This is a genomic window from Bacillus cytotoxicus NVH 391-98, assembly GCF_000017425.1.
Taxonomy (GTDB): domain Bacteria; phylum Bacillota; class Bacilli; order Bacillales; family Bacillaceae_G; genus Bacillus_A; species Bacillus_A cytotoxicus.
The window spans coordinates 2,910,179-2,934,234 of sequence record NC_009674.1 but is presented as its reverse complement, the minus strand read 5'-3'; the positions used below and the strand labels follow the sequence as shown (position 1 = coordinate 2,934,234).

Below are 24,056 nucleotides of genomic sequence, written 5' to 3'. Positions count from 1 at the left end.
AATTTATTGCATGGTGTATAAAAAACGACAAATTAGGACAGAATATTCTGTTATTTTTTAGATTGTTGATTCTACTATGTTTTGTATGCGTTTTCATTATTGGTAAGACCACTTTAGAAAGTTGGCATGGTATTTGCTTTATACATAGATGAGGGACGACGGAAAGGGTTGATTACAAAATATGAAGTTAAAACACTTAATTGATCGAGTAGCAGAACAGCCAAAGAAAACAGTGGCTGTAGCAGTAGCGGAAGATCATGAAGTAATTGAAGCAGTAGCAAAAGCAATTCAATTACAGTTAGCTCAATTTCGTCTATATGGAAATCAAGAAAAGATTATGAGTATGCTACAAGAGTATCGTTTACAATCATCTGAAGACATTGCGGTGATTGCAACACTTTCTAGTGCTGAAGCTGCAGAACTGTCTGTTAAAGCTGTAAGAAATGGTGAAGCAGATGTACTTATGAAAGGAAACATTCCTACAGCAAATATATTGAAGGCAGTACTCAATAAAGAGTGGGGGCTTCGAAAAGGCGGCGTTCTTTCACATGTTGCAGTTTTTGAGGTTCCGAATTATGATCGCTTTATTTTTGTTACGGATGCAGCGATGAATATTGCACCTGATGTAACACAAAAAGCAGCTATTATACAAAATACGGTGGAAGTTGCCCGGGCAATAGGGAATGATTTGCCGAAAGTAGCTCCAATTGCAGCTGTGGAAGTGATTAATCCAGCAATGCAAGCGACAATTGATGCAGCGATGTTAACGCAAATGAATCGCCGTGGACAAATTAAAGATTGTATTGTGGATGGACCGCTCGCTTTAGATAATGCGGTATCTCAAATTGCAGCAGAACATAAAGGTATAGCAAGTGATGTAGCAGGTAAGGCAGATATTTTACTCGTCCCAACAATTGAAGCTGGAAATGTGCTATATAAATCACTCGTTTATTTTGCAAAGGCAAATGTAGGAGCAATGATTGCGGGCGCAAAAGCACCGATTATATTAACATCGCGTGCTGATTCAGCAGAAACAAAAGTATATTCGTTAGCTTTGGCAATTGCCACTGCTTCTAAATAAACCAATAAGGGGAAAACAATTAGGGGGAAATGACAATGGCATTAGAAATATTCGAATACTTAGAAAAATACGATTATGAGCAAGTAGTATTTTGTCAAGATAAAGAATCTGGATTAAAAGCAATTATTGCAATTCATGATACAACACTTGGACCAGCTCTTGGTGGAACAAGAATGTGGACATATGATTCTGAAGAAGCGGCGATTGAAGATGCACTGCGTCTTGCAAAAGGGATGACATATAAAAATGCAGCAGCTGGTTTAAATCTTGGTGGTGCAAAAACAGTTATTATCGGCGACCCAAGAAAAGATAAAAGCGAAGCGATGTTCCGAGCGCTTGGACGTTACATTCAAGGGTTAAACGGACGCTATATTACAGCAGAAGATGTTGGTACAACAGTAGATGATATGGATATTATCCATGAAGAAACAGATTTTGTAACAGGTATTTCACCTTCATTCGGTTCTTCTGGAAATCCATCACCGGTAACTGCATATGGGGTATACCGTGGTATGAAGGCAGCTGCGAAAGAAGCTTTTGGAACAGATAGCTTAGAAGGTAAAGTGATTGCTGTTCAAGGTGTTGGAAATGTGGCGTATCACCTTTGCAAACATTTACATGCTGAATCAGCACAATTAATTGTTACAGATATTAATAAAGAAGCGGTACAACGCGCAGTAGAAGAATTTGGAGCAACAGCAGTAGAACCAAACGAAATTTATGGTGTTGAATGTGATATTTATGCACCATGTGCGCTAGGTGCAACAATTAATGATGAAACAATCCCACAATTTAAAGCAAAGGTAATCGCAGGTTCTGCAAATAACCAATTAAAAGAAGACCGTCATGGTGATATCATTCATGAAATGGGAATTGTATACGCACCAGATTATGTTATTAATGCAGGCGGCGTAATTAACGTAGCTGATGAATTATATGGATACAATAGAGAACGTGCATTAAAACGTGTAGAGTCTATTTATGACACAATCGAAAAAGTGATTGAAATTTCAAAGCGTGATTCTGTTCCAACTTACGTGGCAGCAGATCGTCTAGCTGAAGAGCGTATTGCAAGCTTAAAAAATACTCGTAGCACATATTTACGCAACGGTCACGATATTATTAGCCGTCGCTAATCTTTCATATACAACTTCTACAGAAGCTGTGGTTACCTCTCATGAGGTTTCCACTGTCTTTTGAATTTATAGGTGGGGGTAGCAACATTGTCGGTAAATCGAATCCTTGTTATTAATCCTGGTAGTACATCTACAAAAATAGGTGTTTTTGATAATGAGAGACCTGTTTTAGAAGAAACGATTCGCCATGATACAGGAGAAATTAAGAAATATAAGCGAATTATTGATCAATATGAATTTCGAAAAGAAACAATTCTAGAAATTCTTCATTCTCATGGCATCAATATTTCGAAATTAAGCGCTGTTTGCGGTCGTGGAGGATTGCTTCGTCCTATTGAAGGTGGTACATATACAGTGAACGAAGCAATGTTAGAAGATTTAAAAAATGGATATAGCGGGCATCATGCTTCTAATCTTGGTGGGATTTTAGCCTATGAAATTGCTTCAGGATTAAATATTCCTGCATTCATTGTTGACCCAGTTGTCGTAGATGAAATGGAGCCAATCGCTCGGATTAGTGGAATTGCTGGTATGGAACGAAAAAGTATTTTTCATGCATTAAATCAAAAAGCAGTAGCACGTAAAGTTGCAGCAGAAATTGGGCATAAATATGAAGATTTAAATTTGATTATTGCACATATGGGTGGCGGAATTACAGTTGGTGCTCATAAAAATGGCAAAGTCATTGATGTAAATAATGGTCTAAATGGAGAAGGGCCATTTAGTCCAGAGCGTGCTGGGACAGTGCCTGTAGGTCAATTGATAGAAATGTGTTTTTCTGGAAATTATTACCGTGACGAAATGATGAAAAAGATTGTTGGACAAGGCGGCTTAGTAAGTCTTATTGGTACAAATGATGCGATTAAAGTAGAAAATATGGTTGAAAAAGGTGATCCTGAAGCAACTCTTATTTACAAAGCAATGGCTTATCAAGTTGCGAAAGAAATTGGAGGAGCAAGCGCAGTTCTTCATGGGAAAATCGATGCGATTGTATTAACTGGTGGACTTGCGTATAGCAAAATTCTAATAAATGAAATAAAAGAACGAGTGAATTGGATTGCAGATGTCATTGTGCATCCTGGAGAAGATGAGTTACAAGCATTAGCGGAAGGAGCCCTTCGTGTATTACGGGAAGAAGAAGCTCCAAAAGAGTATGTTGTACGAGAAAAAGAAACGGTAGCTAGGGGTTGAGAGAATGGCAAAAGAATATGATTTAGTCATCGTTGGTGGCGGAACAGGTGGATATGTTGCTGCTATTCGTGCATCGCAGTTAGGACTAAAAACAGCTCTTGTTGAAAAGGATAATCTTGGTGGCACGTGCTTGCATAAAGGGTGTATTCCAAGCAAAGCTTTACTCCGTAGTGCGGAAGTATATGCAACCGCTAAAAAGGGAGAAGAGTTTGGTGTTGTGACAAGTAATGTAGAGTTAAATTTTGCGAAAGTACAAGAGCGTAAGGGAAAAATTGTAGCGCAACTTCATAAAGGGGTTCAGCACTTAATGAAGCAAGGGAAAATTGATGTATTTGAAGGGATTGGTCGTATACTAGGTCCATCAATTTTCTCACCGATGCCAGGAACAATTTCGGTTGAATTTACAAATGGTGAAGAGAATGAAATGTTAATTCCGAAAAATGTAATTATTGCAACTGGTTCCCGTCCAAACTCGTTACCTGGATTAGAATTAGACGGAGAATACGTTATGTCCTCGGATCACGCCTTGAAAATGGAAACTCTTCCTAAGTCTATTATTATTGTTGGCGGTGGCGTAATTGGAATCGAATGGGCATCTATGCTTGCTGATTTTGGCGTAGAAGTGACGATATTAGAATATGCAAAACATGTTCTTCCACTTGAGGATCAAGATGTGTCAAAAGAAATGCAACGTCTCTTAAAGAAAAAAGGAATTAAGGTGGTGACGGGTGCAAAAGTATTACCAGAAACATTAGGAAAAGATAATGGAGTAACTATACAGGCAGAACATAATGGTGAAAAGAAAGAATTTCAAGCAGAAAAAATGCTTGTATCTGTGGGAAGACAAGCCAATACACAAAATATCGGATTGGAAAATACAGATATCGTTGTGGAAAAAGGATACATTCAAACAAATGAATTTTATCAAACGAAAGAATCTCACATTTATGCAATTGGTGATGTAATCGGAGGATTACAACTTGCACATGTGGCTTCACATGAAGGGATCGTTGCCGTAGAGCATATTGCTGGAAAAGATGTTATGCCAATTGATTACTCTATGGTATCAAAATGTGTTTATAGCAATCCGGAAGTTGCATCTGTTGGTTTAACAGAACAAGAGGCAAAAGAAAAAGGCTATAAGCTAAAGGTAGGTAAGTTCTCATTCCGTGCAATCGGAAAGGCACTTGTATATGGAGAGTCAGATGGGTTTGTGAAACTTGTGGTTGATGAAGAAACCAATGATATTCTTGGTGTCCATATGATTGGTCCACATGTAACAGATATGATTTCTGAAGCTGGCCTTGCAAGAGTGTTGGATGCAACACCTTGGGAAGTGGCACATACAATTCATCCGCATCCATCATTATCAGAAGCGATTGGTGAAGCAGCACTAGCTGTAGATGGAAAAGCGTTACACGCATAAAAATGTGGATTTAGGAGGTTATGAAAAATGGCAGAAGTAAAAGAAAAACGCCATGAAGCGCTTGGCTTAAGTGATGAGCAAGTATTAGAAATGTACCGTACGATGTTACTTGCACGTAAAATTGATGAACGCATGTGGTTATTAAACCGTGCGGGTAAAATTCCATTCGTAATTTCTTGTCAAGGACAAGAAGCGGCGCAAGTAGGAGCAGCGTTTGCACTCGATCGTGAAAAAGATTATGTATTACCTTACTATCGTGATATGGGCGTAGTATTAACATTTGGTATGACAGCAAAAGAACTGATGTTATCTGGATTTGCAAAAGCGGAAGATCCAAACTCAGGTGGTCGTCAAATGCCTGGTCACTTTGGACAGAAGAAAAATCGTATTGTAACAGGATCGTCTCCGGTTACAACGCAAGTACCACATGCCGTTGGGATTGCTTTAGCGGGAAAAATGGAGAAAAAAGATTTAGTAACGTTTGTAACATTTGGTGAAGGTTCTTCTAACCAAGGTGATTTCCACGAAGGTGCGAACTTTGCTGGTGTACATAAGCTACCTGTCATCTTTATGTGTGAAAATAACAAATATGCCATTTCAGTACCACTTGAAAAGCAATTAGCGTGTAAAAATGTATCAGATCGTGCGATTGGATATGGTATGCCAGGATATACGGTAGACGGAAATGACCCACTTGCAGTATATCAAGCTGTAAAAGAGGCGGCAGAACGCGGCAGACGCGGGGAAGGCCCAACGTTAATTGAGACTGTATCATATCGTTTAACAGCACATTCAAGTGATGATGACGATCGTGTATATCGCGATAAAGAAGAGGTGGAAGAAGCGAAGAAGAAAGATTCAATCTTTACATTTGCTGCTTATTTAAAAGAAGTAGGTTTATTGACAGAAGAATCCGAAAAACAAATGTTAGATGAAATTATGCATATCGTAAATGAAGCAACAGAATATGCAGAAAATGCTCCGTATGCAGCACCTGAAGATGCATTGAAGCACGTATACGCAGAATAGGGGGGGAACGTTTCATGGCTGTAATGTCTTATATTGACGCGATTACATTGGCAATGCGTGAAGAAATGGAACGCGATGAGAAAGTATTTGTATTAGGAGAGGACGTTGGTAAAAAAGGTGGCGTATTTAAAGCGACAACTGGATTGTATGATCAATTCGGCGAAGAGCGTGCGCTCGATACACCGCTTGCAGAATCTGCAATTGCAGGAGTAGCAATCGGAGCGGCAATGTATGGTATGCGTCCGATTGCGGAAATGCAATTTGCTGATTTTATTATGCCAGCGGTGAACCAAATTGTGTCTGAAGCAGCAAGAATTCGCTATCGTTCTAATAACGACTGGACTTGTCCATTAACGATACGTGCACCATTTGGTGGCGGTGTTCATGGTGCTTTGTATCATTCACAATCCGTAGAAGCATTATTTGCAAACCAACCAGGTTTAAAAATAGTAATTCCTTCTACACCATATGATGCAAAAGGATTATTAAAAGCGGCGATTCGTGATGAAGATCCAGTATTATTCTTTGAACATAAACGTGCATATCGTTTAATTAAAGGCGAAGTACCAGAAGATGACTACGTATTACCGATTGGAAAAGCAGATGTAAAACGTGAAGGCGATGATATTACTGTTATCACATATGGATTATGTGTTCATTTTGCTCTTCAAGCTGCTGAAAAGTTAGCAAAAGATGGCATTTCTGCACATATTCTTGACTTGCGTACTGTATATCCATTAGATAAGGAAGCAATTATTGAAGCTGCTTCAAAAACAGGTAAAGTTCTTCTTGTAACGGAAGATAATAAAGAAGGAAGTATTATGAGCGAAGTATCCGCGATTATCGCTGAAAATTGTCTGTTTGATTTAGATGCACCAATTGCACGTCTTGCAGGTCCAGACGTTCCGGCGATGCCATATGCACCAACAATGGAAAAATTCTTTATGGTAAATCCAGATAAAGTTGAAAAAGCAATGCGTGAACTTGCGGAATTTTAATCGGGGGGACTATACATGGCTGTAGAAAATATTACAATGCCTCAGCTCGGGGAGAGCGTAACAGAAGGTACAATTAGCAAATGGCTTGTAAATGTTGGGGATCATGTGAATAAATATGATCCAATCGCAGAAGTAATGACAGATAAGGTAAATGCAGAAGTACCATCTTCTTTCACCGGGGTTGTGAAAGAGTTAGTTGCAGCGGAAGGAGACACACTTGCTGTAGGGGAAGTTGTTTGTGTCATTCAAGTAGAGGGAGCAGATGAAGTAGCAGCAACAGCTGTAGAAGAGAAAACGAAAGAGGAAGCAAAAGCAGAGGTTGTCTCAGCTGAAAAAGTAGCAAAAACAAAGCAACCAACTGACGGGAAACCTCGTTATTCTCCAGCGGTATTAAAGCTTGCAGGTGAACATAATATCGATTTAAATGTAGTAGAAGGTACAGGAGCAAATGGACGCATTACACGTAAAGATATTTTGAAACTTGTGGAATCAGGAAATATTCCGCAAGCGGATGCGAAAAAAGAGGAAGTAGCTGTATCAACACCTACTCCTCAAGAAGCGCCAAAAGCAGAAGAGAAAGCGCCAGTACAAAAAACAGAAGCGAAACCAGTATCTGTACCAACCGTACCTGGTGATATTGAAATTCCAGTAACAGGTGTGCGTAAAGCTATTGCTGCGAATATGTTACGCAGTAAACATGAGGCACCTCACGCTTGGATGATGATTGAAGTAGATGTGACAGATCTTGTATCGTATCGTAACGCAATTAAAAATGAATTTAAGAAACGTGAAGGCTTTAACTTAACATTCTTTGCATTCTTCGTAAAAGCAGTTGCACAGGCGTTAAAAGAATACCCGCAAATTAATTCTATGTGGGCTGGTGATAAAATCGTTCAGAAGAAAGATATTAACCTTTCTATTGCTGTTGCAACAGAAGAGGAATTATTTGTTCCAGTGATTAAACATGCAGACGAAAAAACAATTAAAGGTATTGCTCGTGAAATTACGGAGCTTGCAACGAAAGTTCGTACAAAATCATTAAAACCAGATGAAATGCAAGGCGGTACATTTACAATTAATAACACAGGATCATTTGGTTCTGTTCAATCTATGGGTATTATTAACCATCCACAAGCTGCTATTTTACAAGTAGAATCAATTGTAAAACGTCCGGTTATTATGGATAACGGCATGTTTGGGGCACGTGACATGGTTAATTTATGTTTATCGCTTGATCATCGCGTACTTGACGGTTTGATCTGTGGCAAGTTCTTAGGTCGAGTGAAAGAGATTTTAGAAAATATGTCAGCGGAGAATACATCTGTATATTAATAAAAAGCTCGCGAAATGCGAGCTTTTTACATTTGTACAAAAGGTGATATCTTTCATTTCTATCTTAATATCTGACAATGAGTCATAATGTAGAAAGAATTTATGAAAATACATTGCTGATATCTGGTATATAGATATAAAATAAAAAAAGAATAATCTTTTGCCAAATCTTACTGATGAAACTATAGTATAATATATTGTATTGTATGAAAAAGAGAGGTATTCTATATAAGTGTTTCATAGATAATCTGTAATCAGTCGTCAAAACATGCATAATGTTGACTCCTGGTTTTTTATTTTGCTGTAACAATGTTTCAGGAGGATGTCATGAAAAGAAGTACCGAATTTCTAAAAAGTTTAGATGTAAAGTTAATTTTAATTTTGTTTGCACTATGTGTTACAAGTATAGCGGCTATATATAGCAGTCAACAAACTGGACAATATGGGGATTCAAACTTCGCTTTGAAACAAGGTGTAAACTATATCATAGGGGTTGTCTTGTTACTCCTTGTTGCTAGCGTTGACTTAGATCAACTGCAAAAATTGTCCTGGCCACTCTATATTGTTGGATTTGGTTCATTAATAATTTTGAAGGTATTGCCAACATCGAGCTTTACACCTGAAAAGTTAGGGGCAAAAAGATGGTTTATTTTCCCTGGTATCGGACAAATTCAACCATCTGAGTTTTTCAAAATTTCATTGCTTCTCATCGTTGCAAGTTTAGCGGTGAAACATAATGCACAATATGTGATCCGGACATTTCAAACAGATTTAATATTATTAGGAAAAATTATGTTAGTGTCACTTCCTCCTACGGTAGTTGTATATAGTCAACCAGATACAGGTATGGTGTTCTTATATGCAGCTGCGATCGCGTGTATTTTGTTTATGTCAGGGATTCAAAAGAAGTTAATTGCGTTATGTACAGTTATTCCGGTGACTATATTGTCTACATTAATATTTATATACGTAAAGTATCCAGATTTTTTCTTTAATAAATTAGTTACAATGTTAAAACCTCACCAACAATCACGTATTTTAGGTTGGTTAGATCCATTTGAACATACAGATCAAGGGTATCAAACACAGCAATCCATTTTAGCTGTTGGCAGTGGAGGAATGGAAGGAAAAGGATTTGGCGGTGGAAATGTTTATATTCCAGAGAAACATACTGATTTTATCTTTGCTACGATTGCTGAAGAAGGTGGATTTATCATTGCCGCTCTAGTTATATTCTTGTTTCTTTTACTACTTTATCGAACAATTATTATTGGTTATTCTGCTGATAATCTATTCGGTACATTATTATGTGCTGGAACAATAGGCATATTAGCGATTCAAATCTTCCAAAATGTTGGTATGATTGTTGGGTTAATGCCTGTAAAAGGGATTGCACTTCCATTTTTATCATATGGAGGGAGCTCTTTATTCTCGAATATGATTATGATGGGACTCATATTATCGGTACGGAAAACATATAAAAAGTATATGTTTTCCGTTAAGTAACATCTTTAAAAGAAGTTGGTTTGTTTCAGAACAAATCAACTTCTTTTATATATCCTCTCAATTAGCAAGCGCGCATGGCTGAGTTCTATAGAACGAGCAATTCTAGCATATAGATTTTTAAGAATAATCGCACAATTGAGGTGTTGTATTCGCATGATTGTTATTTGCTATGATGAACTGCAGTTCAATGATTATGACGTTCATATTTAACATACGTGGTAGTTGAATAGGGGGAGACAAGACTCCATTTGAACTGTTCTGCTAACAACAATTGATGAAAGATACACGCATTTTATCATTTTCTACATATGATACAATAGTGTGGACAAAGAAATAACAAAAGGGAGGTGTTTCGATGGGATATGTAGAGGAGTTACGAAAAATAGTTGGTCATCGCCCTTTAATTTTAGTTGGCGCTGTTGTACTTGTAATCAATAAAAAGGGAGAAGTTTTATTACAACAAAGAACAGAGCCGTATGGAAAATGGGGATTGCCCGGTGGCCTAATGGAACTTGGCGAATCACCAGAAGAAACAGCTTACCGCGAAGTTTATGAAGAGACAGGGATTCATGTTAAGAATTTGCGTTTAATTCATGTATTTTCTGGAGCCAACTATTTTACAAAACTAGCGAACGGGGATGAATTTCAATCGGTAACAACAGCTTATTATACAGATGAATATGAAGGAAACCTCAATATGAACACAGCAGAGGCTGTTCAGCTTGCATTCTTTCCAATAAGAGAACTTCCTGATTATATGGTAGGATCGCACAAAAAAATAATTGAAACGTATGAAAAAATAGAAAAAGAAAATAAAAATGCGATATAATAGCTGTAGAAATACAAAAACACAGTTCGGTTGGTAGTCCGGACGCATACGAGTATGTCAGTAACCTTCCCCTCCGGGATGTCCAGTATTTCTGAATCTTTTTTTAGGAGGGGCTGTCGATGGAATTGACAGTATATCACGATGGTCAATACTTTGTTGGAATTATTACGAAAAACGAAAAAGGAAAATTGTATGGAGCGCGTTATATTTTTGGAACAGAGCCATCAGATGAGGAAATTCTCTCATTTGTTAATGGAAAGATGGTCACTTATTTTCAAAATTTTGCTCGCTATGGGGTTGAAGTGAGAACGAAGCAAAGACCCAAAAATATAAAGCGTCTTATCAGGCAAGCAGCAAAAGGAGTCAATGTCTCGCGTCTTACAAAAGCACAGGAAGCAATCCAATTGTCATATGAATTGCGTAAGAAAGAGAAACAGGTGCTCGCAAAGGAACAACGCGAAGCAGAAAAGCGAAGAAAACGTCTTATGAAAGTACAAAAGGCAAAGCAAAAGCGTCGTGGTCATTAAGAAAAAATCTTAGAGCCTCTTGCTCTAGGATTTTTTTAGATTTAACAACAAAACTAGGAAGTTTACTTGTATTTCGGAAATAGTTACTGGTAAGATACAAATAGGTACACTTAGAGGAGGGAACATTTTGATTAACTTTAATTTTTTTATGAATGATGTCGTTCGGCAAGCTCGCGAAGAAATCGTCTCCGCTGGATATACAGAATTAACAACGCCAGAAGCAGTTGATGAAGCATTGAAAAGAAAAGGTACAACACTTGTAATGGTAAACTCTGTATGTGGCTGTGCAGGCGGAATTGCTCGCCCTGCTGCTGCACATTCTGTTCATTATGATAAACGTCCAGATCATCTCGTAACAGTATTTGCAGGACAAGATAAAGAAGCAACAGCACGTGCACGTGAATATTTTGAAGGATATCCACCTTCCTCTCCATCTTTTGCCTTATTAAAAGACGGAAAGATTGTAACAATGGTAGAGCGCCACGAAATCGAGGGACATGAACCGATGCAAGTCATTGAAAAATTACAGTCCTATTTTGAAGAGAACTGCGAAGAGCTATAAAATAACAAAAGGTCCGTATACGATAATGTATACGGGCCTTTTTGTTATTTTATTATGTACATGAGAATTGAATAGATGTAAAATTATTTTTATACAGCTTTTATGCATAAAAACAATTTATTTCCTTGTTTTAACCGTCATTATATTTATTTTTATTTTAATTGTTGCATAAAAATAAAATGGCTGCTACAATACAAACAACGAATAAAAATTCTTATAAACTGTTAAACATACAATATTAGGGGGAAGAAATATGAAGAAGGTATTATCGATTTCAATTGCACTTATTTTAATTTTAAGTATGTTTAGTGCATGTAGTAAAGGAGAGGAAAAAGAAGTAGGTGCTGACAAAAATAAAAAGGTGCTTATTATGGGGACTTCAGCAGATTATAAACCGTATGAATATGTGGAAGCATCAAAAAGTGATGAGATTATTGGATTTGATGTCGATATTGCAAAATATATTGGAAAAGAACTTGGATATGAAGTGAAAGTGAAAGATATGGATTTTGGAGGATTGTTAGCATCGCTCAGTTCAGGAAAAGTAGATTTTGTTATGGCCGGTATGACACCAACAGCAGAACGTAAAGAAAATGCAGATTTCACAGATATTTATTTCGTTGCTAAAAATATGATTGTTTCCAAGAAAGATTCTAATATTAAGTCATTGCAAGATTTGAAAGGGAAAAAGGTAGGAGTACAAACTGGTTCTATTCAAGAAGAAAAAGCAAATGAGTTCAAAAAACAAGTGGATCTTAAAGCGGAAGGACGCGACCGTGTACCAGAAATTGTACAAGAAATTAAAGCAGGACGTTTTGATGCTGCTATTTTAGAAGATACGATTGCTAAACATTATTTAGAAAAGGTAAAAGGTTTACAAGGGATTGAAATTCAGGAAGCACCAGAAGAAGTAGGGGCAGCGATTGCTCTTCCAAAAAATAGCGATAAAACAGCAGAGTTTAATAAAGTGATTCAGAAGATGAAAGAAAATGGTGAAATGAATAAATTAGTGAAAAAATGGTTTGGCAGCGAAAAATAAGCTGCCTTTCTATCTTCTGAGAGAGGAATGAACAAAACATGAATCTAGATTTTTCGGCAATAACGCCATCGATACCATATATATTAAAAGGACTAGAAGTTACATTAAAAATTGTAGCTGTTTCAGCTTTAATTGGTTTTATATTAGGGACACTATTAGCTCTTTGTAAGATTGCTAGAATTCGAGTTTTAAATGTTGCAGCGGATCTATATACATCCATATTTCGTGGAACACCACTTGTTTTGCAATTAATGATTATATATTTTGGTGTACCACAAATGATTGGATATGATATTCCAGCTTTTTTAGCCGCAGTCATTGCATTTAGCTTAAATTCAGGTGCATATATGTCTGAGGTCATTCGCGCCGGGATTCAAGCGATTGATAAAGGGCAGACCGAAGCAGCGATAGCGCTAGGTGTACCGTATGGGAAAATGATGAGACATATTATATTACCACAAGCATTAAAAAATATATTACCTGCGCTTGTGAATGAATTTGCAACACTGACGAAGGAATCGGCTGTAGTAACAGTAATTGGTGCAACAGATTTAATGCGTCGCGCTTACATTGTGGGTGGTGAAACATTTAAGTATCTTGAACCATTACTTTTTGTTGGGCTTGTTTATTATATTTTAGTGATTGTACTTACAGTAGTTGGGAAAGCAATTGAAGGGAGAATGAAGAAAAGTGATTAAGATTGAAAATCTTCATAAATCATTTGGAGAACATAAAGTATTAAAAGGAATTACGACAACAATTGAAAAGGGAGAAGTTGTTGCAATTGTTGGACCATCTGGATCGGGGAAATCAACTTTTTTACGTTGTATGAATGTATTGGAAACACCGACAAGCGGAAGTATTTGGATCGGAGATAAAGAAGTAACAAATCTGAAAACGAATATGATGAATGTACGTGAAAAAGTCGGAATGGTATTTCAACATTTTCATTTATTCCCACATATGACCGTGCTAGAAAATATTATATATGCTCCCGTGAATGTAAAAGGGATAGCTAAAGGAACTGCGGAACAAAAAGCAATGGAATTATTGGAAAAAGTAGGATTGCTAAATAAGAAGGGGGCATATCCAAATCGCCTATCTGGAGGTCAAAAGCAACGCGTGGCCATCGCTAGAGCATTAGCTATGGAACCGGAAGTGATGTTATTTGATGAACCAACTTCTGCACTGGATCCTGAGATGGTAAAAGAAGTATTGGAAGTAATGAAATCATTAGTGACTACAGGGATGACAATGGTAATTGTGACACATGAAATGGGGTTTGCGAAAGAAGTAGCGGATCGTGTCCTTTTCTTAGATGGTGGGAAACTTGTTGAAGATACAACTCCGCAGCAATTTTTTACAGAGCCAAAGAGCGATCGTGCGAAAGTTTTTTTACAAAAAATATTGTAATGTGTCAAGGTTAAGTGAATAATAAAAGAAAAGGATGACAGTTTGTCGTCCTTTTTTTATACTTATCGTAAATACGTTTATACATATAGGAGCAATAATATGTTTAAAATCGGATATCGTACAGTAAAAACAGCAGTTGGAACAGGAATCGCTGTCTTTGTTGCTCAGCTTTTTGGATTAGAGTTTTATAGTTCAGCAGGGATTTTAGTGATTTTATGTGTACAAAATACAAAGCGAAAATCATTACAAGTATCGTTACATCGTTTTTTAGCATGTGTATTATCGATGGCATTTTCATTTTGTATTTTTGAGACAATTGGTTATACACCACTTGCTATTAGTTTATTGTTGCTTACTTTTATTCCAACAGCAGTTATGTGTAAGATTCAAGAAGGAATTGTGACAAGTTCCGTTATTGTTATGCACCTCTATTCATTAAAACATATTACTTGGTCAGCGATTGGAAATGAAGTTGCTGTGTTAACGATTGGAATTAGTGTCGCTTTATTAGTGAATATGTATATGCCGAGTGCAGAAAAGAAATTAAAGGAATATCAAGAGCAAGTAGAATCGAATTTTAAAACGATTTTATTTGAGATAGCAGCATACTTACGCAATCGAGAGAGTACGTGGTCGGGAAAAGAATTAATTGAAACAGAGGAAATCTTGAAACGAGCGAAGGATGTATCGTTCAAAAAGTTAGAAAATCAATTTATGCGAGAAGATGATTATTATTATCGATATTTCGATATGCGCTTTCAGCAATTTGAAATTTTAGAGAGAATTATGCCGCTTGCCGCTTCATTATCTTGGTCTTACGAACAAGCGGAAATGATTGCAGAAGTGATTGAAAATGTTGGGAATTCGATTCGTCCTGAAAGTACAGGGTTAATATCACTTAGACAGCTTCAAGAGATGCGCGAATTGTTTCGAGACATGCCTCTTCCAGAGACACGTGAGGAATTTGAAATACGTGCGAAACTTTTTCAACTCGTATATGAAATGGAACAATATTTACTCATTAAAAGCCGATTTAAAGGAAAGGATAATATAAAAGAACTTATATAAGGAGGCAGGAATTGCATATGCCATTTCTTATCTCGTTATTATTACTTTTTTCCCTTTCCCCCATTTGGCCCCTTGGTGATAATCCGCGAGTTGGTGATCCTTTCATTATTGTAAATAAAGAGAACAATAAACTTGCGTATATTAACGATGGGAAAATTCAAAATATGTTTCCTATTGCAACTGGAAAAACAAATGAACTCACACCAGAGGGAACATTTGATATTGTGATGAAAGCAAAAAATCCTTACTATATTGCGAAAAATATTCCAGGAGGATCACCAAAAAATCCACTTGGATCAAGGTGGATGGGATTTAATGCAAGAGGAACCGATGGAAGCAAATATGGTATTCATGGTACAAATCAACCGAGTTCGATTGGGAAATATATTTCACAAGGATGTATTCGGATGAAGAAACATGATGTGGAGTATTTATTTGATCGTGTTCCAATCGGAACAAAAGTATGGATTGTCAAATCGAAGAAATCCTTCTCGCAGCTGGCGAAAGAAAAAGGAGCGATTCGCTAGAGAGAGTCAATCATATAAGGTAAATGTTCTTTACATTTACCTTATATGATTAGCATGTGTGCATGTTCATGCGTTAATGAAAATATATAAAGGTAGGAAGAAAGGAATTGCTTATATGTATGTGAAGTCAAAGATTTCGTACGCGCAATTTTTAATTGGTTTTCTATTTATTATTACTTTTATATTAACGATTTTTAATATATGCAATTTTTTCGTATCTATTCTATTTATGGCATTGTTAAATTTAACATTTGTAGTTGGAGCATTTCAGCAAAAACAGTATACAAGTTTTGTGATGGCTCTTATGATGATGTTTTCATTTAGTATTGTAGCAATTTTGTTAGTAATCAAGTAGATATCTATTTTGTTTCATGAAACAAGGCTGTTATTTTCTATGAGAATATACAGCCTTGTTTTTATCCCGCTATTTTAGGGCAGCGCGATTGGTGAGGGCTCATAATCAGTGGGGGATGAAGAAAACCCCCACTGATTAAAGTTACACTTTATTAATAGAGATAAAGTGTAACTTTAATTAGCGAGAGTCCTGTTGCTCACCAATAGCAGAATAAAATATAAAAAAGTAAATGTACACTTTTTACCAAAACATACTTGCACCAGCAAGCAGTGTTGTTACAAGCATGGAAATAAGCATGATATATACCATAATTTTTTGTGCTTTTTTATTCATAATGGGCCTCCTTGCAGTCATTACAAGTTTATTGTAACGAGAAACGAAAGAGGGGACAAGGGGAAAGACAAAGTTTGGGAAGTGTCTAGGAAGATAACAGGAAAATTTGCGATACATAGAGAATATAACAAAGTAAGGGAATACTTTTTACGGTGACTTTTAACAGTTTTGTAAGCTGAAGAATGGAGATACGATGATGAAAATATATGAAACAGAGCGTTTACAATTAAGGGAAATTGACGAGTCGTATGCAAAGCAAGTTCTTCAATATTACGACAAAAATCGCGACTTTTTAAAAGCATGGGAAGAATATAGACCAGATGATTTTTTTACATTAGAGTATCAAATAAAGCGACTTAAAAAAGATAGAAAAGAAGTAGCAGAGGGGAAAATGATCCGGCTATGGATATTTAAAAAAGAGGATGATACAAATATTATTGGCTGTATTTCGTTCAATTTAATTGTGAGAGGTGTTTATCAATCATGTGTTCTTGGCTATAAGTTAGATAAGGATGAATTGAATAAAGGATATACAACAGAAGCACTTAGAAAGGCAATTGAGGTAGCTTTTCAAGAAGCTCGTTTACATCGAATCGAAGCGCCAATTATGCCTCGAAATTTAGCATCGATTCAAGTTGTCACAAAACTTGGATTTCAATATGAAGGTGTATCTCGAAAAATGTTAATGGTCAATGGAGTGTGGGAAGATCATATGCGATGGGTTCTTTTAAATGAGTCAAAGTAAACAGATGGTTATATAGATGTACGAACCATCTGTTTTTTGTCATGTATTTCGAAAATTTCGCGAAATTCTGTTATAATGAATAGTGTACATACATAATGGTAGTGCAGGAGGCGCAGTTTTATGATTAATCAAGAACGTTTAGTCAATGAATTTATGGAATTAGTACAAGTAGATTCTGAAACGAAATTTGAGGCGGAAATTTGCAAAGTGTTAACAGAGAAATTTACCGCTTTAGGTGTTGAAGTATTTGAAGACGATACAATGGATGCAACGGGACATGGGGCAGGTAATCTAATTTGTACGTTACCAGCAACAAAAGAAGACGTAGATACAATTTATTTTACTTCTCATATGGATACAGTAGTTCCGGGAAAAGGAATTAAACCTTCTATTAAAGATGGGTATATTGTATCTGATGGTACTACAATTTTAGGGTCAGATGATAAAGCGGGATTAGCAGCGATGTTTGAAGCAATCCGCGTTTTAAAAGAAAAGAATATTCCGCATGGGAAAATTGAGTTTATTATTACAGTTGGTGAAGAATCAGGTCTTGTCGGTGCAAAAGCATTAGAACGCGAACGCATTACAGCGAAATATGGTTATGCGTTAGATAGCGATGGAAAAGTTGGTGAAATTGTAGTCGCAGCGCCAACGCAAGCAAAAGTAAATGCAATTATTCGTGGGAAAACAGCACATGCTGGTGTAGCGCCAGAAAAAGGCGTATCTGCTATTACAATTGCAGCAAAAGCAATTGCCAAAATGCCACTTGGACGCATTGATTCTGAAACAACTGCAAATATCGGTCGGTTCGAAGGGGGAACACAAACAAATATCGTTTGTGACCATGTGCAAATTTTTGCGGAAGCACGTTCTCTAGTAGAAGAAAAAATGCAAGCACAAGTTGCGAAAATGAAAGAAGCATTTGAAACTACTGCACAAGAAATGGGTGGTCAAGCAGAAGTAGAAGTAAAAGTCATGTATCCAGGGTTTAAATTTGCTGATGGCGATCATGTCGTAGAAGTAGCAAAACGTGCAGCTGAAAAAATTGGCCGTACACCATCTCTTCATCAAAGTGGTGGCGGAAGTGATGCAAATGTAATTGCTGGACATGGTATCCCAACCGTGAACTTAGCAGTAGGGTATGAGGAAATTCATACAACAAACGAAAAAATTCCTGTTGAAGAACTTACAAAAACAGCTGAATTAGTTGTTGCTATTATTGAAGAAGTAGCAAAATAACAATCAAACAACGTGTAAATCCGTCATGGGTTTGCACGTTTTTTATTGTTATTTCTTTTTTAGTATAGTTATGGATAAGAGATAGAAAAAAGAACAAATTTTTACGAGACCATACCACTATTGTAAATAAATCTGATATAATAAAAGAACAAATGTTCTTTGTGAGGTGGATAATATGCGAGAAATGTATCCGAAAAATGGACATGTTATTTTACATGTTGACATGAATTGTTTTTTCGCATCGGTTGAAATTGCACATGATCCATCGTTAAAAGGAAAACCGCTAGCAATTGCAGGAAATGAAAAAGAGCGAAAAGGAATTATTGTGACATGCAGCTATGAAGCGAGAGAATACGGGATACGTACAACGATGCAACTTTGGGAAGCAAAGAAGTTATGTCCCCATTTAATTGTGAAGCAGCCGAATTTTACATTATATCGAGAAGCTTCTTTTCAGATGTTTCAAATTCTCTCTCGTTTCACAGAGAAAATCCAACCGGTATCGATAGATGAAGGATATTTAGACATTACAGATTGCTATGCGCTTGGTACGCCAATTGAAATTGCAAAAATGATTCAACAGACATTAGTAACAGAATTGCAACTTCCATGTAGCATCGGGATAGCACCAAATCTCTTTCTTGCGAAAACAGCTTCTGATATGCAAAAGCCGCTCGGTATTACAGTGCTGCGCAAGCGAGATATTCCGTACATGCTTTGGCCACGTTCCGTTGAAAGTATGCATGGAATTGGGAAGAAAACAGCAGAGAAATTAAATGAAATTCATATATATACGATTGAACAGTTAGCAAAGGGAGACGAACATATTATTCGTGCGAAGCTTGGAAAGCATGGTGTTGACTTACAAAAACGAGCAAAAGGTATCGATGATCGAAAGGTTGATCCAAATCAAATAGGGCAACATAAAAGCGTTGGAAATTCAATGACTTTTTCAAAGGATATGGATGAAGAGAAGGAATTGCTTGATATGCTGAAGAAATTATCAAAATCGGTAAGCAGTAGATTACAAAAACGTACGCTCGTTAGCTACAATATTCAAATTATAATTAAATATTATGATAGGCGTACAATCACGCGAAGTAAACAATTAAAAAATGCAGTTTGGGAAGAGCGCGATATATTTCAAGCAGCTTCTCGTTTATGGAAACAGCATTGGAATGGTGATTCTATTCGTTTACTCGGTGTTACAGCGACTGAACTAGAATGGAAAACGGAATCGGTCAAGCAATTAGATTTATTCTCATTTGAGCAAGATGCAAAAGAAGAGCCGTTATTAGCCGTTATCGAACAAATTAATGATAAGTATGGAACGCCGCTGTTACAACGAGGGAGTCAATTGTTACGCAAACAAGAGAAATCGTTCCAACAAAGATTAGAAAATAAATTTCTATAGAAAGTGCCATGATTACATATAAGCATCATGACACTTTTTTCTTTAGCGAGAGTTTGGAAATACTCTTCGAACCGTTTCATTAAATTCCTCAATTAGTCCTCTTACGGGTTTCCCTTGATCAATTTTGGCAGCATAATCCCTCATGCGATTAACGAAATCAGGGTTTGAAGAAACAAAGACATAACGAATATTTGGATCAATTGCTCTTACTTGATCAGCAACTCTTTTTTCTAATTCTCTTGTGAGTTCCCCTTTTACATGATTTCGTAAAACAACAGCAACGTAGGCGTTTCTATTTGTAACAATTACATTTGCTGTGTCGATTTCTTTTAGCTCCACAATGCGGTCTGCTGCCTTATTGGCTATGTGCAGTCGTGTGTCATTATTTGTTATATCATTTGGAACATTTCTTCCCCTTTGAAGATCTGTTTGATTTCCTTCGTATCTAACATTTCGAATGTTATCGTGATCTCGATTATCTAAAGCGTTATCTTTTTGATTTCCAGCACAGCCAAAGAGTGAGATGGTTGCTAGTGAAATAATGGAACATATTTTAAGCTTTTTCATGGCTCTTCCTCCTTCATGGTAGTATGTTTTTAAAATGACCAATAGGAGATTTATTATTCATATTGAAACGGACATATTTTTTATAGAGTGGATGGGAAATGATATGAATAGTTGATAAATGGGGCAGAAGAGAATAGGATGTCCTTTGATGATTTGACTGAGAAATATATATAACAGGAAATGGGTATATGAAATGAGTAAGGAAGCACCTATTTGGGTGCTTTCTTACTTTAGAGATTATGAGATTGTAGGATTTGTATAAATAATAATCTCTGTATTGTTTGCTGTTGAAATACGTTGTGCATAATATGTGATAGAGGAAGAGATGTATTCCGGTACCGTTTGATTCGTATGCGATGATGTATATTCATGGATTAATTCCTTTAAAGTTGACCATTTCAGCTGGGTCGGATAATTAGAAACAAATGAGCTTACCCAACGATCAAATGAAGACGAAAAATCAGTTTGTAAACGAAATACTTCTTTCATAATAAGACGCTCCCTTTATTTTTTATACAATTATTTTATCATAAAATACGAACAATTTACAAAAATTCATTTCGTATTGTTCGTATTATATAGATGTCTAGATAGCTTGTTAAGGAGATTACATTTGCCATTTTACATAACATTCCGTAAGATGAAAGATAGACTATATAAAGAGCTGGAGGAAAGAAAGTGGAATTTGTGTTTTTAGGAACTGGTGCAGGTGTTCCTTCAAAAGGAAGAAATGTTTCAGCTATCGCTTTGCAGTTATTGGAAGAAAGGGGAGGGACATGGCTATTTGATTGTGGTGAAGCAACGCAACATCAAATTTTACATACATCTGTACGTCCACGTCGGATTGAAAAAATATTTATTACGCATTTACATGGCGATCATATTTTTGGATTACCAGGTTTATTAGGAAGTCGTTCTTTTCAAGGAGGAACAACGCCGTTAACGGTATATGGCCCAAAAGGAATTGAACAGTTTATTGAAGTGGCTTTATCCGTGAGTACAACACATGTGAAATACCCGCTTGAAATTGTAGAAATTACTGAAGAGGGTATTGTCTTTGAAGACAAACAATTTTATGTCGAAACAAAGAGACTGTCACATGGGATTGAATGTTTTGGATACCGAATTGTTGAGAAAGATATACAAGGCCCTCTTCTTGTAGAGAAGTTACGAGAAGCTAATGTGAAACCAGGTCCGATTTTTAAACGTTTAAAAGATGGAGAGATTGTTGAATTAGAAGACGGAAGAGTGTTAGATGGGAAGGACTTTATTGGGCCTCCGCAAAAAGGAAGAATTATTACCATTTTAGGAGATACTCGTTATTGTGATGCGAGTAGAATTCTTGCCCAAGATGCTGATGTACTTGTACATGAGGCGACATTTGCAGCAGCGGATCAAACCCAGGCTCATGATTATTTTCATTCCACAACTGAGCAGGCGGCACGCATTGCCCTAGAAGCAAACGTGAAGCGTTTAATATTGACACATATTAGTTCACGTTATCAAGGCGATATGTATAAGGAGTTGTTGCGAGAAGCAAAAGCTGTATTTGCCCATACAGAAATAGCGATGGACTTGAAGTCATTTCCAGTAGAAAGATAACATTTTTCAAACAATGGCAATAAAAAATTGCCATTGTTTCATTTTGAAAAAATTTTTTTAATCTATATATTGGTAAAGCTGTTATCATTAAATAGTTTTATTATATGGTACAGTGATGTTAAAATGTTAGGATATTCTGTAAAGAAGTGCAGAATGTTATTCGATTTGAAAAACTGTTATATAAATAATTAGATATATAATTGATACAATAGAAAGAGATTAACACCAATTCAGAAATTTAAAAATTCAACAAAAGTAAGCGTTTCAAAAAAACGAGCTATAATGAGGGCAAATCACAATTTATCGTGAGTTACATCGTGCATTTTAGCCATTTTTCGTAACGAAACGAAATTGACTAAAGGAGAGGGCAACATGGAGATTATTAAAGGAACTGTACTATTACTATTTGTATTAAGTCTTTTCTCACTCTTTAGTTTTAAAGCACCAAATGGTATGAAAGCAATGGGAGCTTTAGCAAGCGCCGCTGTTGCGAGTTTCTTAGTTGAAGCATTTCAATTATATGTTGGTGGAGATCTACTAGGAATTGACTTTTTGAAAGAAGTTGGGAAATCATCTGGTAACCTAGGAGGGGTTGCGGGTGCAACACTTGTTGCATTAGCGATGGGTGTATCACCTGTTTATGCTATGCTTGTCGGGGCTTCTGTGTTAAAGTTTGGATTGTTACCAGGGTTTATCGCTGGTTATCTTATATCATTTTTAGTAAAACAAATTGAAAAACGTGTGCCAGAAGGATTAGATTTAATTGCCTGTATTGTTATTGCAGCACCATTAACAAGACTTATTGCACAAGGGATGGATCCGATTGTAACAGCAACATTAAAGCAAATTGGCGGGGTTATTACGTCGTCAACGAATGCGAATCCAATTATTATGGGAATTATTTTAGGTGGTATTATTACAGTTGTTGCAACAGCACCACTGAGTTCAATGGCATTAACTGCACTTCTTGGATTAACAGGATTGCCAATGGCAATAGGGGCACTTGCGGTCACGAGTTCTTCTTTTATGAACTATGTATTCTTTAAACGAATGAAGTTTGGGGATAAACGTACGACAATTGCGGTAGCAATTGAACCATTAACACAAGCAGATTTAATTTCTGCAAATCCAATTCCAGTGTATGTAACGAACTTTATCGGTGGTGCAGTAGCGGGGATTATTATTTCAATGTTCGAGCTTGTAAATAACGCTACAGGGACGGCAACACCAATTGCTGGTCTGATGGTGATGTATGGGTTTAATGATCCTATGAAAGTAACGATATGTTTCTTATGTATTATGGTATCTGGTCTTATATCAGGTTATATTGGTTCACTTTTATTTAAAAACTATCCAATTCGTACAGCGGAACAAATTCGTGGTACGGCTGGGAAAGCAACAGATGCAGCAGCTTAATAGAATAGTAGTAAATCATTTTTCATAGATGCTTAGGGGGAATTATGATGAAGTATCGCTCAGTATTCGATATTATCGGTCCAGTTATGATTGGGCCATCAAGTTCACATACAGCAGGCGCAGCAAGAATGGGGCAAGTTGCTCGTCAGCTTTTTCGACAAGAACCAGAAAGAATTATTATTTCTTTATACGGTTCATTTGCTAAGACATACCGTGGTCACGGAACAGATGTAGCGCTAATTGGAGGAATTCTTGGCTTTGAAACCGACGATGTAAGAATTCCTAATTCGCTAGAGATTGCAAAGGAGCGCGGAATTGAAATTGACTTTATTGAAGAAGAAGCGAATGCACCGCATCCGAATACCGCTCGAATTCGTTTATACAAAGGTGAAGAAGAAATTGAAGTGGTGGCTTGTTCAATTGGTGGCGGGAAGATTGAAGTTGTTGAATTAAATGGATTTGATTTACAACTATCCGGAACGAGTCCTGCGCTTCTCATTGTGAATAACGACCGTTTTGGAGCCATTGCATCTGTAGCTTCTATACTTGCAAAGCATGAAATTAATATTAGTACAATGAGCGTTTCACGTAAGGAAAAAGGAAGAAAAGCGCTTATGGTTATTGAAACAGATGAGGCATTGGAAAATGAAGTGATTGAAGAGATAAAAGAACAATCTAATATTTGTCAAGTAACGATTATGGACTAATTGCAGGGGGGACA

General features: G+C 36.7%; 26 protein-coding genes. 23 read left to right on the top strand and 3 right to left on the bottom strand.

The window, feature by feature from the left end:
- Positions 1–181 precede the first annotated feature (181 nt).
- The 17 genes from yqiS to BCER98_RS14375 all read left to right on the top strand — a co-directional run bounded on the left by yqiS (position 182) and on the right by BCER98_RS14375 (position 16,019).
- On the top strand, positions 182–1,081 hold the full coding sequence (gene yqiS / locus BCER98_RS14455; RefSeq protein ID WP_012095320.1) for a phosphate butyryltransferase: 900 nt from the start codon (positions 182–184) through the stop codon (positions 1,079–1,081).
- A gap of 35 nt (positions 1,082–1,116) precedes the next feature.
- A complete protein-coding gene (locus BCER98_RS14450; RefSeq protein WP_012095319.1) occupies positions 1,117–2,217 on the top strand; it encodes a leucine dehydrogenase in 1,101 nt (366 codons plus the stop codon).
- Between the two features lie 87 nt (positions 2,218–2,304).
- A complete protein-coding gene (buk, locus tag BCER98_RS14445; protein ID WP_012095318.1) occupies positions 2,305–3,408 on the top strand; it encodes a butyrate kinase in 1,104 nt (367 codons plus the stop codon).
- Between the two features lie 4 nt (positions 3,409–3,412).
- Positions 3,413–4,834, top strand: coding sequence for a dihydrolipoyl dehydrogenase (gene lpdA / locus BCER98_RS14440; RefSeq protein ID WP_012095317.1), 1,422 nt, complete (start codon positions 3,413–3,415; stop codon positions 4,832–4,834).
- Positions 4,835–4,861: 27 nt separating this feature from the next.
- The gene (gene bfmBAA, locus BCER98_RS14435; protein WP_012095316.1) at positions 4,862–5,863 is read left to right on the top strand and encodes a 3-methyl-2-oxobutanoate dehydrogenase subunit alpha; all 1,002 of its coding nucleotides are present in this window, start codon (positions 4,862–4,864) and stop codon (positions 5,861–5,863) included.
- Between the two features lie 14 nt (positions 5,864–5,877).
- Positions 5,878–6,861, top strand: coding sequence for a 3-methyl-2-oxobutanoate dehydrogenase subunit beta (gene bfmBAB / locus BCER98_RS14430; RefSeq protein WP_012095315.1), 984 nt, complete (start codon positions 5,878–5,880; stop codon positions 6,859–6,861).
- Positions 6,862–6,876: 15 nt separating this feature from the next.
- Positions 6,877–8,193, top strand: a complete 1,317-nt coding sequence (locus tag BCER98_RS14425) for a dihydrolipoamide acetyltransferase family protein (protein WP_012095314.1) — start codon at positions 6,877–6,879, stop codon at positions 8,191–8,193.
- 327 nt (positions 8,194–8,520) lie between these two features.
- Entirely contained in the window at positions 8,521–9,699 is a 1,179-nt protein-coding gene (locus BCER98_RS14420; RefSeq protein WP_012095313.1) for an FtsW/RodA/SpoVE family cell cycle protein, read from the top strand.
- 355 nt (positions 9,700–10,054) lie between these two features.
- Positions 10,055–10,528, top strand: coding sequence for an NUDIX hydrolase (locus BCER98_RS14415; protein ID WP_012095312.1), 474 nt, complete (start codon positions 10,055–10,057; stop codon positions 10,526–10,528).
- Positions 10,529–10,647: 119 nt separating this feature from the next.
- Positions 10,648–11,055: a YjdF family protein gene (locus BCER98_RS14410; protein WP_012095311.1), complete on the top strand. Its 408-nt coding sequence runs from the start codon at positions 10,648–10,650 to the stop codon at positions 11,053–11,055.
- 148 nt (positions 11,056–11,203) lie between these two features.
- Positions 11,204–11,617, top strand: a complete 414-nt coding sequence (locus tag BCER98_RS14405; RefSeq protein WP_048722048.1) for a BrxA/BrxB family bacilliredoxin — start codon at positions 11,204–11,206, stop codon at positions 11,615–11,617.
- A gap of 253 nt (positions 11,618–11,870) precedes the next feature.
- Positions 11,871–12,656, top strand: a complete 786-nt coding sequence (locus BCER98_RS14400) for a transporter substrate-binding domain-containing protein (protein ID WP_012095309.1) — start codon at positions 11,871–11,873, stop codon at positions 12,654–12,656.
- 38 nt (positions 12,657–12,694) lie between these two features.
- Positions 12,695–13,354 carry an amino acid ABC transporter permease gene (locus tag BCER98_RS14395; protein WP_012095308.1) on the top strand — a complete coding sequence of 220 codons (660 nt, stop codon included), beginning with the start codon at positions 12,695–12,697 and terminating at the stop codon, positions 13,352–13,354.
- A complete protein-coding gene (locus BCER98_RS14390) occupies positions 13,347–14,069 on the top strand; it encodes an amino acid ABC transporter ATP-binding protein (RefSeq protein WP_012095307.1) in 723 nt (240 codons plus the stop codon). The genes BCER98_RS14395 and BCER98_RS14390 overlap by 8 nt, the downstream gene beginning before the upstream one ends.
- 99 nt (positions 14,070–14,168) lie before the next feature.
- Positions 14,169–15,137, top strand: a complete 969-nt coding sequence (locus tag BCER98_RS14385) for an aromatic acid exporter family protein (RefSeq protein ID WP_012095306.1) — start codon at positions 14,169–14,171, stop codon at positions 15,135–15,137.
- Positions 15,138–15,154: 17 nt separating this feature from the next.
- A complete protein-coding gene (locus tag BCER98_RS14380; protein WP_012095305.1) occupies positions 15,155–15,664 on the top strand; it encodes a L,D-transpeptidase in 510 nt (169 codons plus the stop codon).
- A gap of 115 nt (positions 15,665–15,779) precedes the next feature.
- On the top strand, positions 15,780–16,019 hold the full coding sequence (locus tag BCER98_RS14375; RefSeq protein WP_012095304.1) for a DUF3894 domain-containing protein: 240 nt from the start codon (positions 15,780–15,782) through the stop codon (positions 16,017–16,019).
- Between the two features lie 240 nt (positions 16,020–16,259).
- Here BCER98_RS14375 and prli42 read toward each other — a convergent pair whose 3' ends face one another.
- Entirely contained in the window at positions 16,260–16,352 is a 93-nt protein-coding gene (gene prli42, locus BCER98_RS22610; RefSeq protein ID WP_087095325.1) for a stressosome-associated protein Prli42, read from the bottom strand.
- 196 nt (positions 16,353–16,548) lie between these two features.
- Here prli42 and BCER98_RS14370 point away from each other — a divergent pair, with 196 nt between their 5' ends.
- The 3 genes from BCER98_RS14370 to BCER98_RS14360 all read left to right on the top strand — a co-directional run bounded on the left by BCER98_RS14370 (position 16,549) and on the right by BCER98_RS14360 (position 19,750).
- Positions 16,549–17,097, top strand: coding sequence for a GNAT family N-acetyltransferase (locus tag BCER98_RS14370; protein ID WP_041810000.1), 549 nt, complete (start codon positions 16,549–16,551; stop codon positions 17,095–17,097).
- Positions 17,098–17,217: 120 nt separating this feature from the next.
- Positions 17,218–18,336, top strand: a complete 1,119-nt coding sequence (locus BCER98_RS14365) for a tripeptidase T (protein ID WP_012095301.1) — start codon at positions 17,218–17,220, stop codon at positions 18,334–18,336.
- 175 nt (positions 18,337–18,511) lie between these two features.
- On the top strand, positions 18,512–19,750 hold the full coding sequence (locus BCER98_RS14360) for a DNA polymerase IV (RefSeq protein WP_012095300.1): 1,239 nt from the start codon (positions 18,512–18,514) through the stop codon (positions 19,748–19,750).
- 42 nt (positions 19,751–19,792) lie between these two features.
- Here the strand turns inward: BCER98_RS14360 and BCER98_RS14355 are convergent, their stop codons facing one another.
- Positions 19,793–20,317, bottom strand: coding sequence for a YhcN/YlaJ family sporulation lipoprotein (locus BCER98_RS14355; RefSeq protein WP_012095299.1), 525 nt, complete (start codon positions 20,315–20,317; stop codon positions 19,793–19,795).
- A 237-nt stretch (positions 20,318–20,554) separates the two neighbouring features.
- Positions 20,555–20,806, bottom strand: a complete 252-nt coding sequence (locus BCER98_RS14350) for a DUF3932 family protein (protein ID WP_012095298.1) — start codon at positions 20,804–20,806, stop codon at positions 20,555–20,557.
- A 189-nt stretch (positions 20,807–20,995) separates the two neighbouring features.
- Between BCER98_RS14350 and rnz the strand changes: the two genes are divergently transcribed.
- From rnz to sdaAB, 3 genes are all read left to right on the top strand, one after another.
- Positions 20,996–21,919 (top strand): ribonuclease Z, encoded by a 924-nt coding sequence (gene rnz, locus BCER98_RS14345; protein ID WP_012095297.1) that lies wholly within the window; start codon positions 20,996–20,998, stop codon positions 21,917–21,919.
- 372 nt (positions 21,920–22,291) lie between these two features.
- Positions 22,292–23,335, top strand: a complete 1,044-nt coding sequence (locus tag BCER98_RS14340; protein ID WP_012095296.1) for a PTS sugar transporter subunit IIC — start codon at positions 22,292–22,294, stop codon at positions 23,333–23,335.
- Positions 23,336–23,382: 47 nt separating this feature from the next.
- Positions 23,383–24,042, top strand: coding sequence for an L-serine ammonia-lyase, iron-sulfur-dependent subunit beta (sdaAB, locus tag BCER98_RS14335; RefSeq protein WP_041809998.1), 660 nt, complete (start codon positions 23,383–23,385; stop codon positions 24,040–24,042).
- Positions 24,043–24,056: the final 14 nt, after the last annotated feature.

What these genes read in the sequence shown, in the direction of transcription:
- BCER98_RS14400 (WP_012095309.1), top strand. Translation starts at nt 11,871, where the DNA reads ATGAAGAAGGTATTATCGATTTCAATTGCACTTATTTTAATTTTAAGT.
- BCER98_RS14425 (WP_012095314.1), top strand. Translation starts at nt 6,877, where the DNA reads ATGGCTGTAGAAAATATTACAATGCCTCAGCTCGGGGAGAGCGTAACA.
- lpdA (WP_012095317.1), top strand. Translation starts at nt 3,413, where the DNA reads ATGGCAAAAGAATATGATTTAGTCATCGTTGGTGGCGGAACAGGTGGA.
- BCER98_RS14370 (WP_041810000.1), top strand. Translation starts at nt 16,549, where the DNA reads ATGAAAATATATGAAACAGAGCGTTTACAATTAAGGGAAATTGACGAG.
- bfmBAA (WP_012095316.1), top strand. Translation starts at nt 4,862, where the DNA reads ATGGCAGAAGTAAAAGAAAAACGCCATGAAGCGCTTGGCTTAAGTGAT.
- BCER98_RS14375 (WP_012095304.1), top strand. Translation starts at nt 15,780, where the DNA reads ATGTATGTGAAGTCAAAGATTTCGTACGCGCAATTTTTAATTGGTTTT.
- BCER98_RS14340 (WP_012095296.1), top strand. Translation starts at nt 22,292, where the DNA reads ATGGAGATTATTAAAGGAACTGTACTATTACTATTTGTATTAAGTCTT.
- BCER98_RS14360 (WP_012095300.1), top strand. Translation starts at nt 18,512, where the DNA reads ATGCGAGAAATGTATCCGAAAAATGGACATGTTATTTTACATGTTGAC.
- prli42 (WP_087095325.1), bottom strand. Translation starts at nt 16,352, where the DNA reads ATGAATAAAAAAGCACAAAAAATTATGGTATATATCATGCTTATTTCC.
- BCER98_RS14405 (WP_048722048.1), top strand. Translation starts at nt 11,204, where the DNA reads ATGAATGATGTCGTTCGGCAAGCTCGCGAAGAAATCGTCTCCGCTGGA.
- bfmBAB (WP_012095315.1), top strand. Translation starts at nt 5,878, where the DNA reads ATGGCTGTAATGTCTTATATTGACGCGATTACATTGGCAATGCGTGAA.
- BCER98_RS14450 (WP_012095319.1), top strand. Translation starts at nt 1,117, where the DNA reads ATGGCATTAGAAATATTCGAATACTTAGAAAAATACGATTATGAGCAA.
- sdaAB (WP_041809998.1), top strand. Translation starts at nt 23,383, where the DNA reads ATGAAGTATCGCTCAGTATTCGATATTATCGGTCCAGTTATGATTGGG.
- BCER98_RS14365 (WP_012095301.1), top strand. Translation starts at nt 17,218, where the DNA reads ATGATTAATCAAGAACGTTTAGTCAATGAATTTATGGAATTAGTACAA.
- BCER98_RS14355 (WP_012095299.1), bottom strand. Translation starts at nt 20,317, where the DNA reads ATGAAAAAGCTTAAAATATGTTCCATTATTTCACTAGCAACCATCTCA.
- BCER98_RS14350 (WP_012095298.1), bottom strand. Translation starts at nt 20,806, where the DNA reads ATGAAAGAAGTATTTCGTTTACAAACTGATTTTTCGTCTTCATTTGAT.
- BCER98_RS14410 (WP_012095311.1), top strand. Translation starts at nt 10,648, where the DNA reads ATGGAATTGACAGTATATCACGATGGTCAATACTTTGTTGGAATTATT.
- BCER98_RS14420 (WP_012095313.1), top strand. Translation starts at nt 8,521, where the DNA reads ATGAAAAGAAGTACCGAATTTCTAAAAAGTTTAGATGTAAAGTTAATT.
- BCER98_RS14415 (WP_012095312.1), top strand. Translation starts at nt 10,055, where the DNA reads ATGGGATATGTAGAGGAGTTACGAAAAATAGTTGGTCATCGCCCTTTA.
- BCER98_RS14395 (WP_012095308.1), top strand. Translation starts at nt 12,695, where the DNA reads ATGAATCTAGATTTTTCGGCAATAACGCCATCGATACCATATATATTA.
- yqiS (WP_012095320.1), top strand. Translation starts at nt 182, where the DNA reads ATGAAGTTAAAACACTTAATTGATCGAGTAGCAGAACAGCCAAAGAAA.
- BCER98_RS14380 (WP_012095305.1), top strand. Translation starts at nt 15,155, where the DNA reads ATGCCATTTCTTATCTCGTTATTATTACTTTTTTCCCTTTCCCCCATT.
- BCER98_RS14385 (WP_012095306.1), top strand. Translation starts at nt 14,169, where the DNA reads ATGTTTAAAATCGGATATCGTACAGTAAAAACAGCAGTTGGAACAGGA.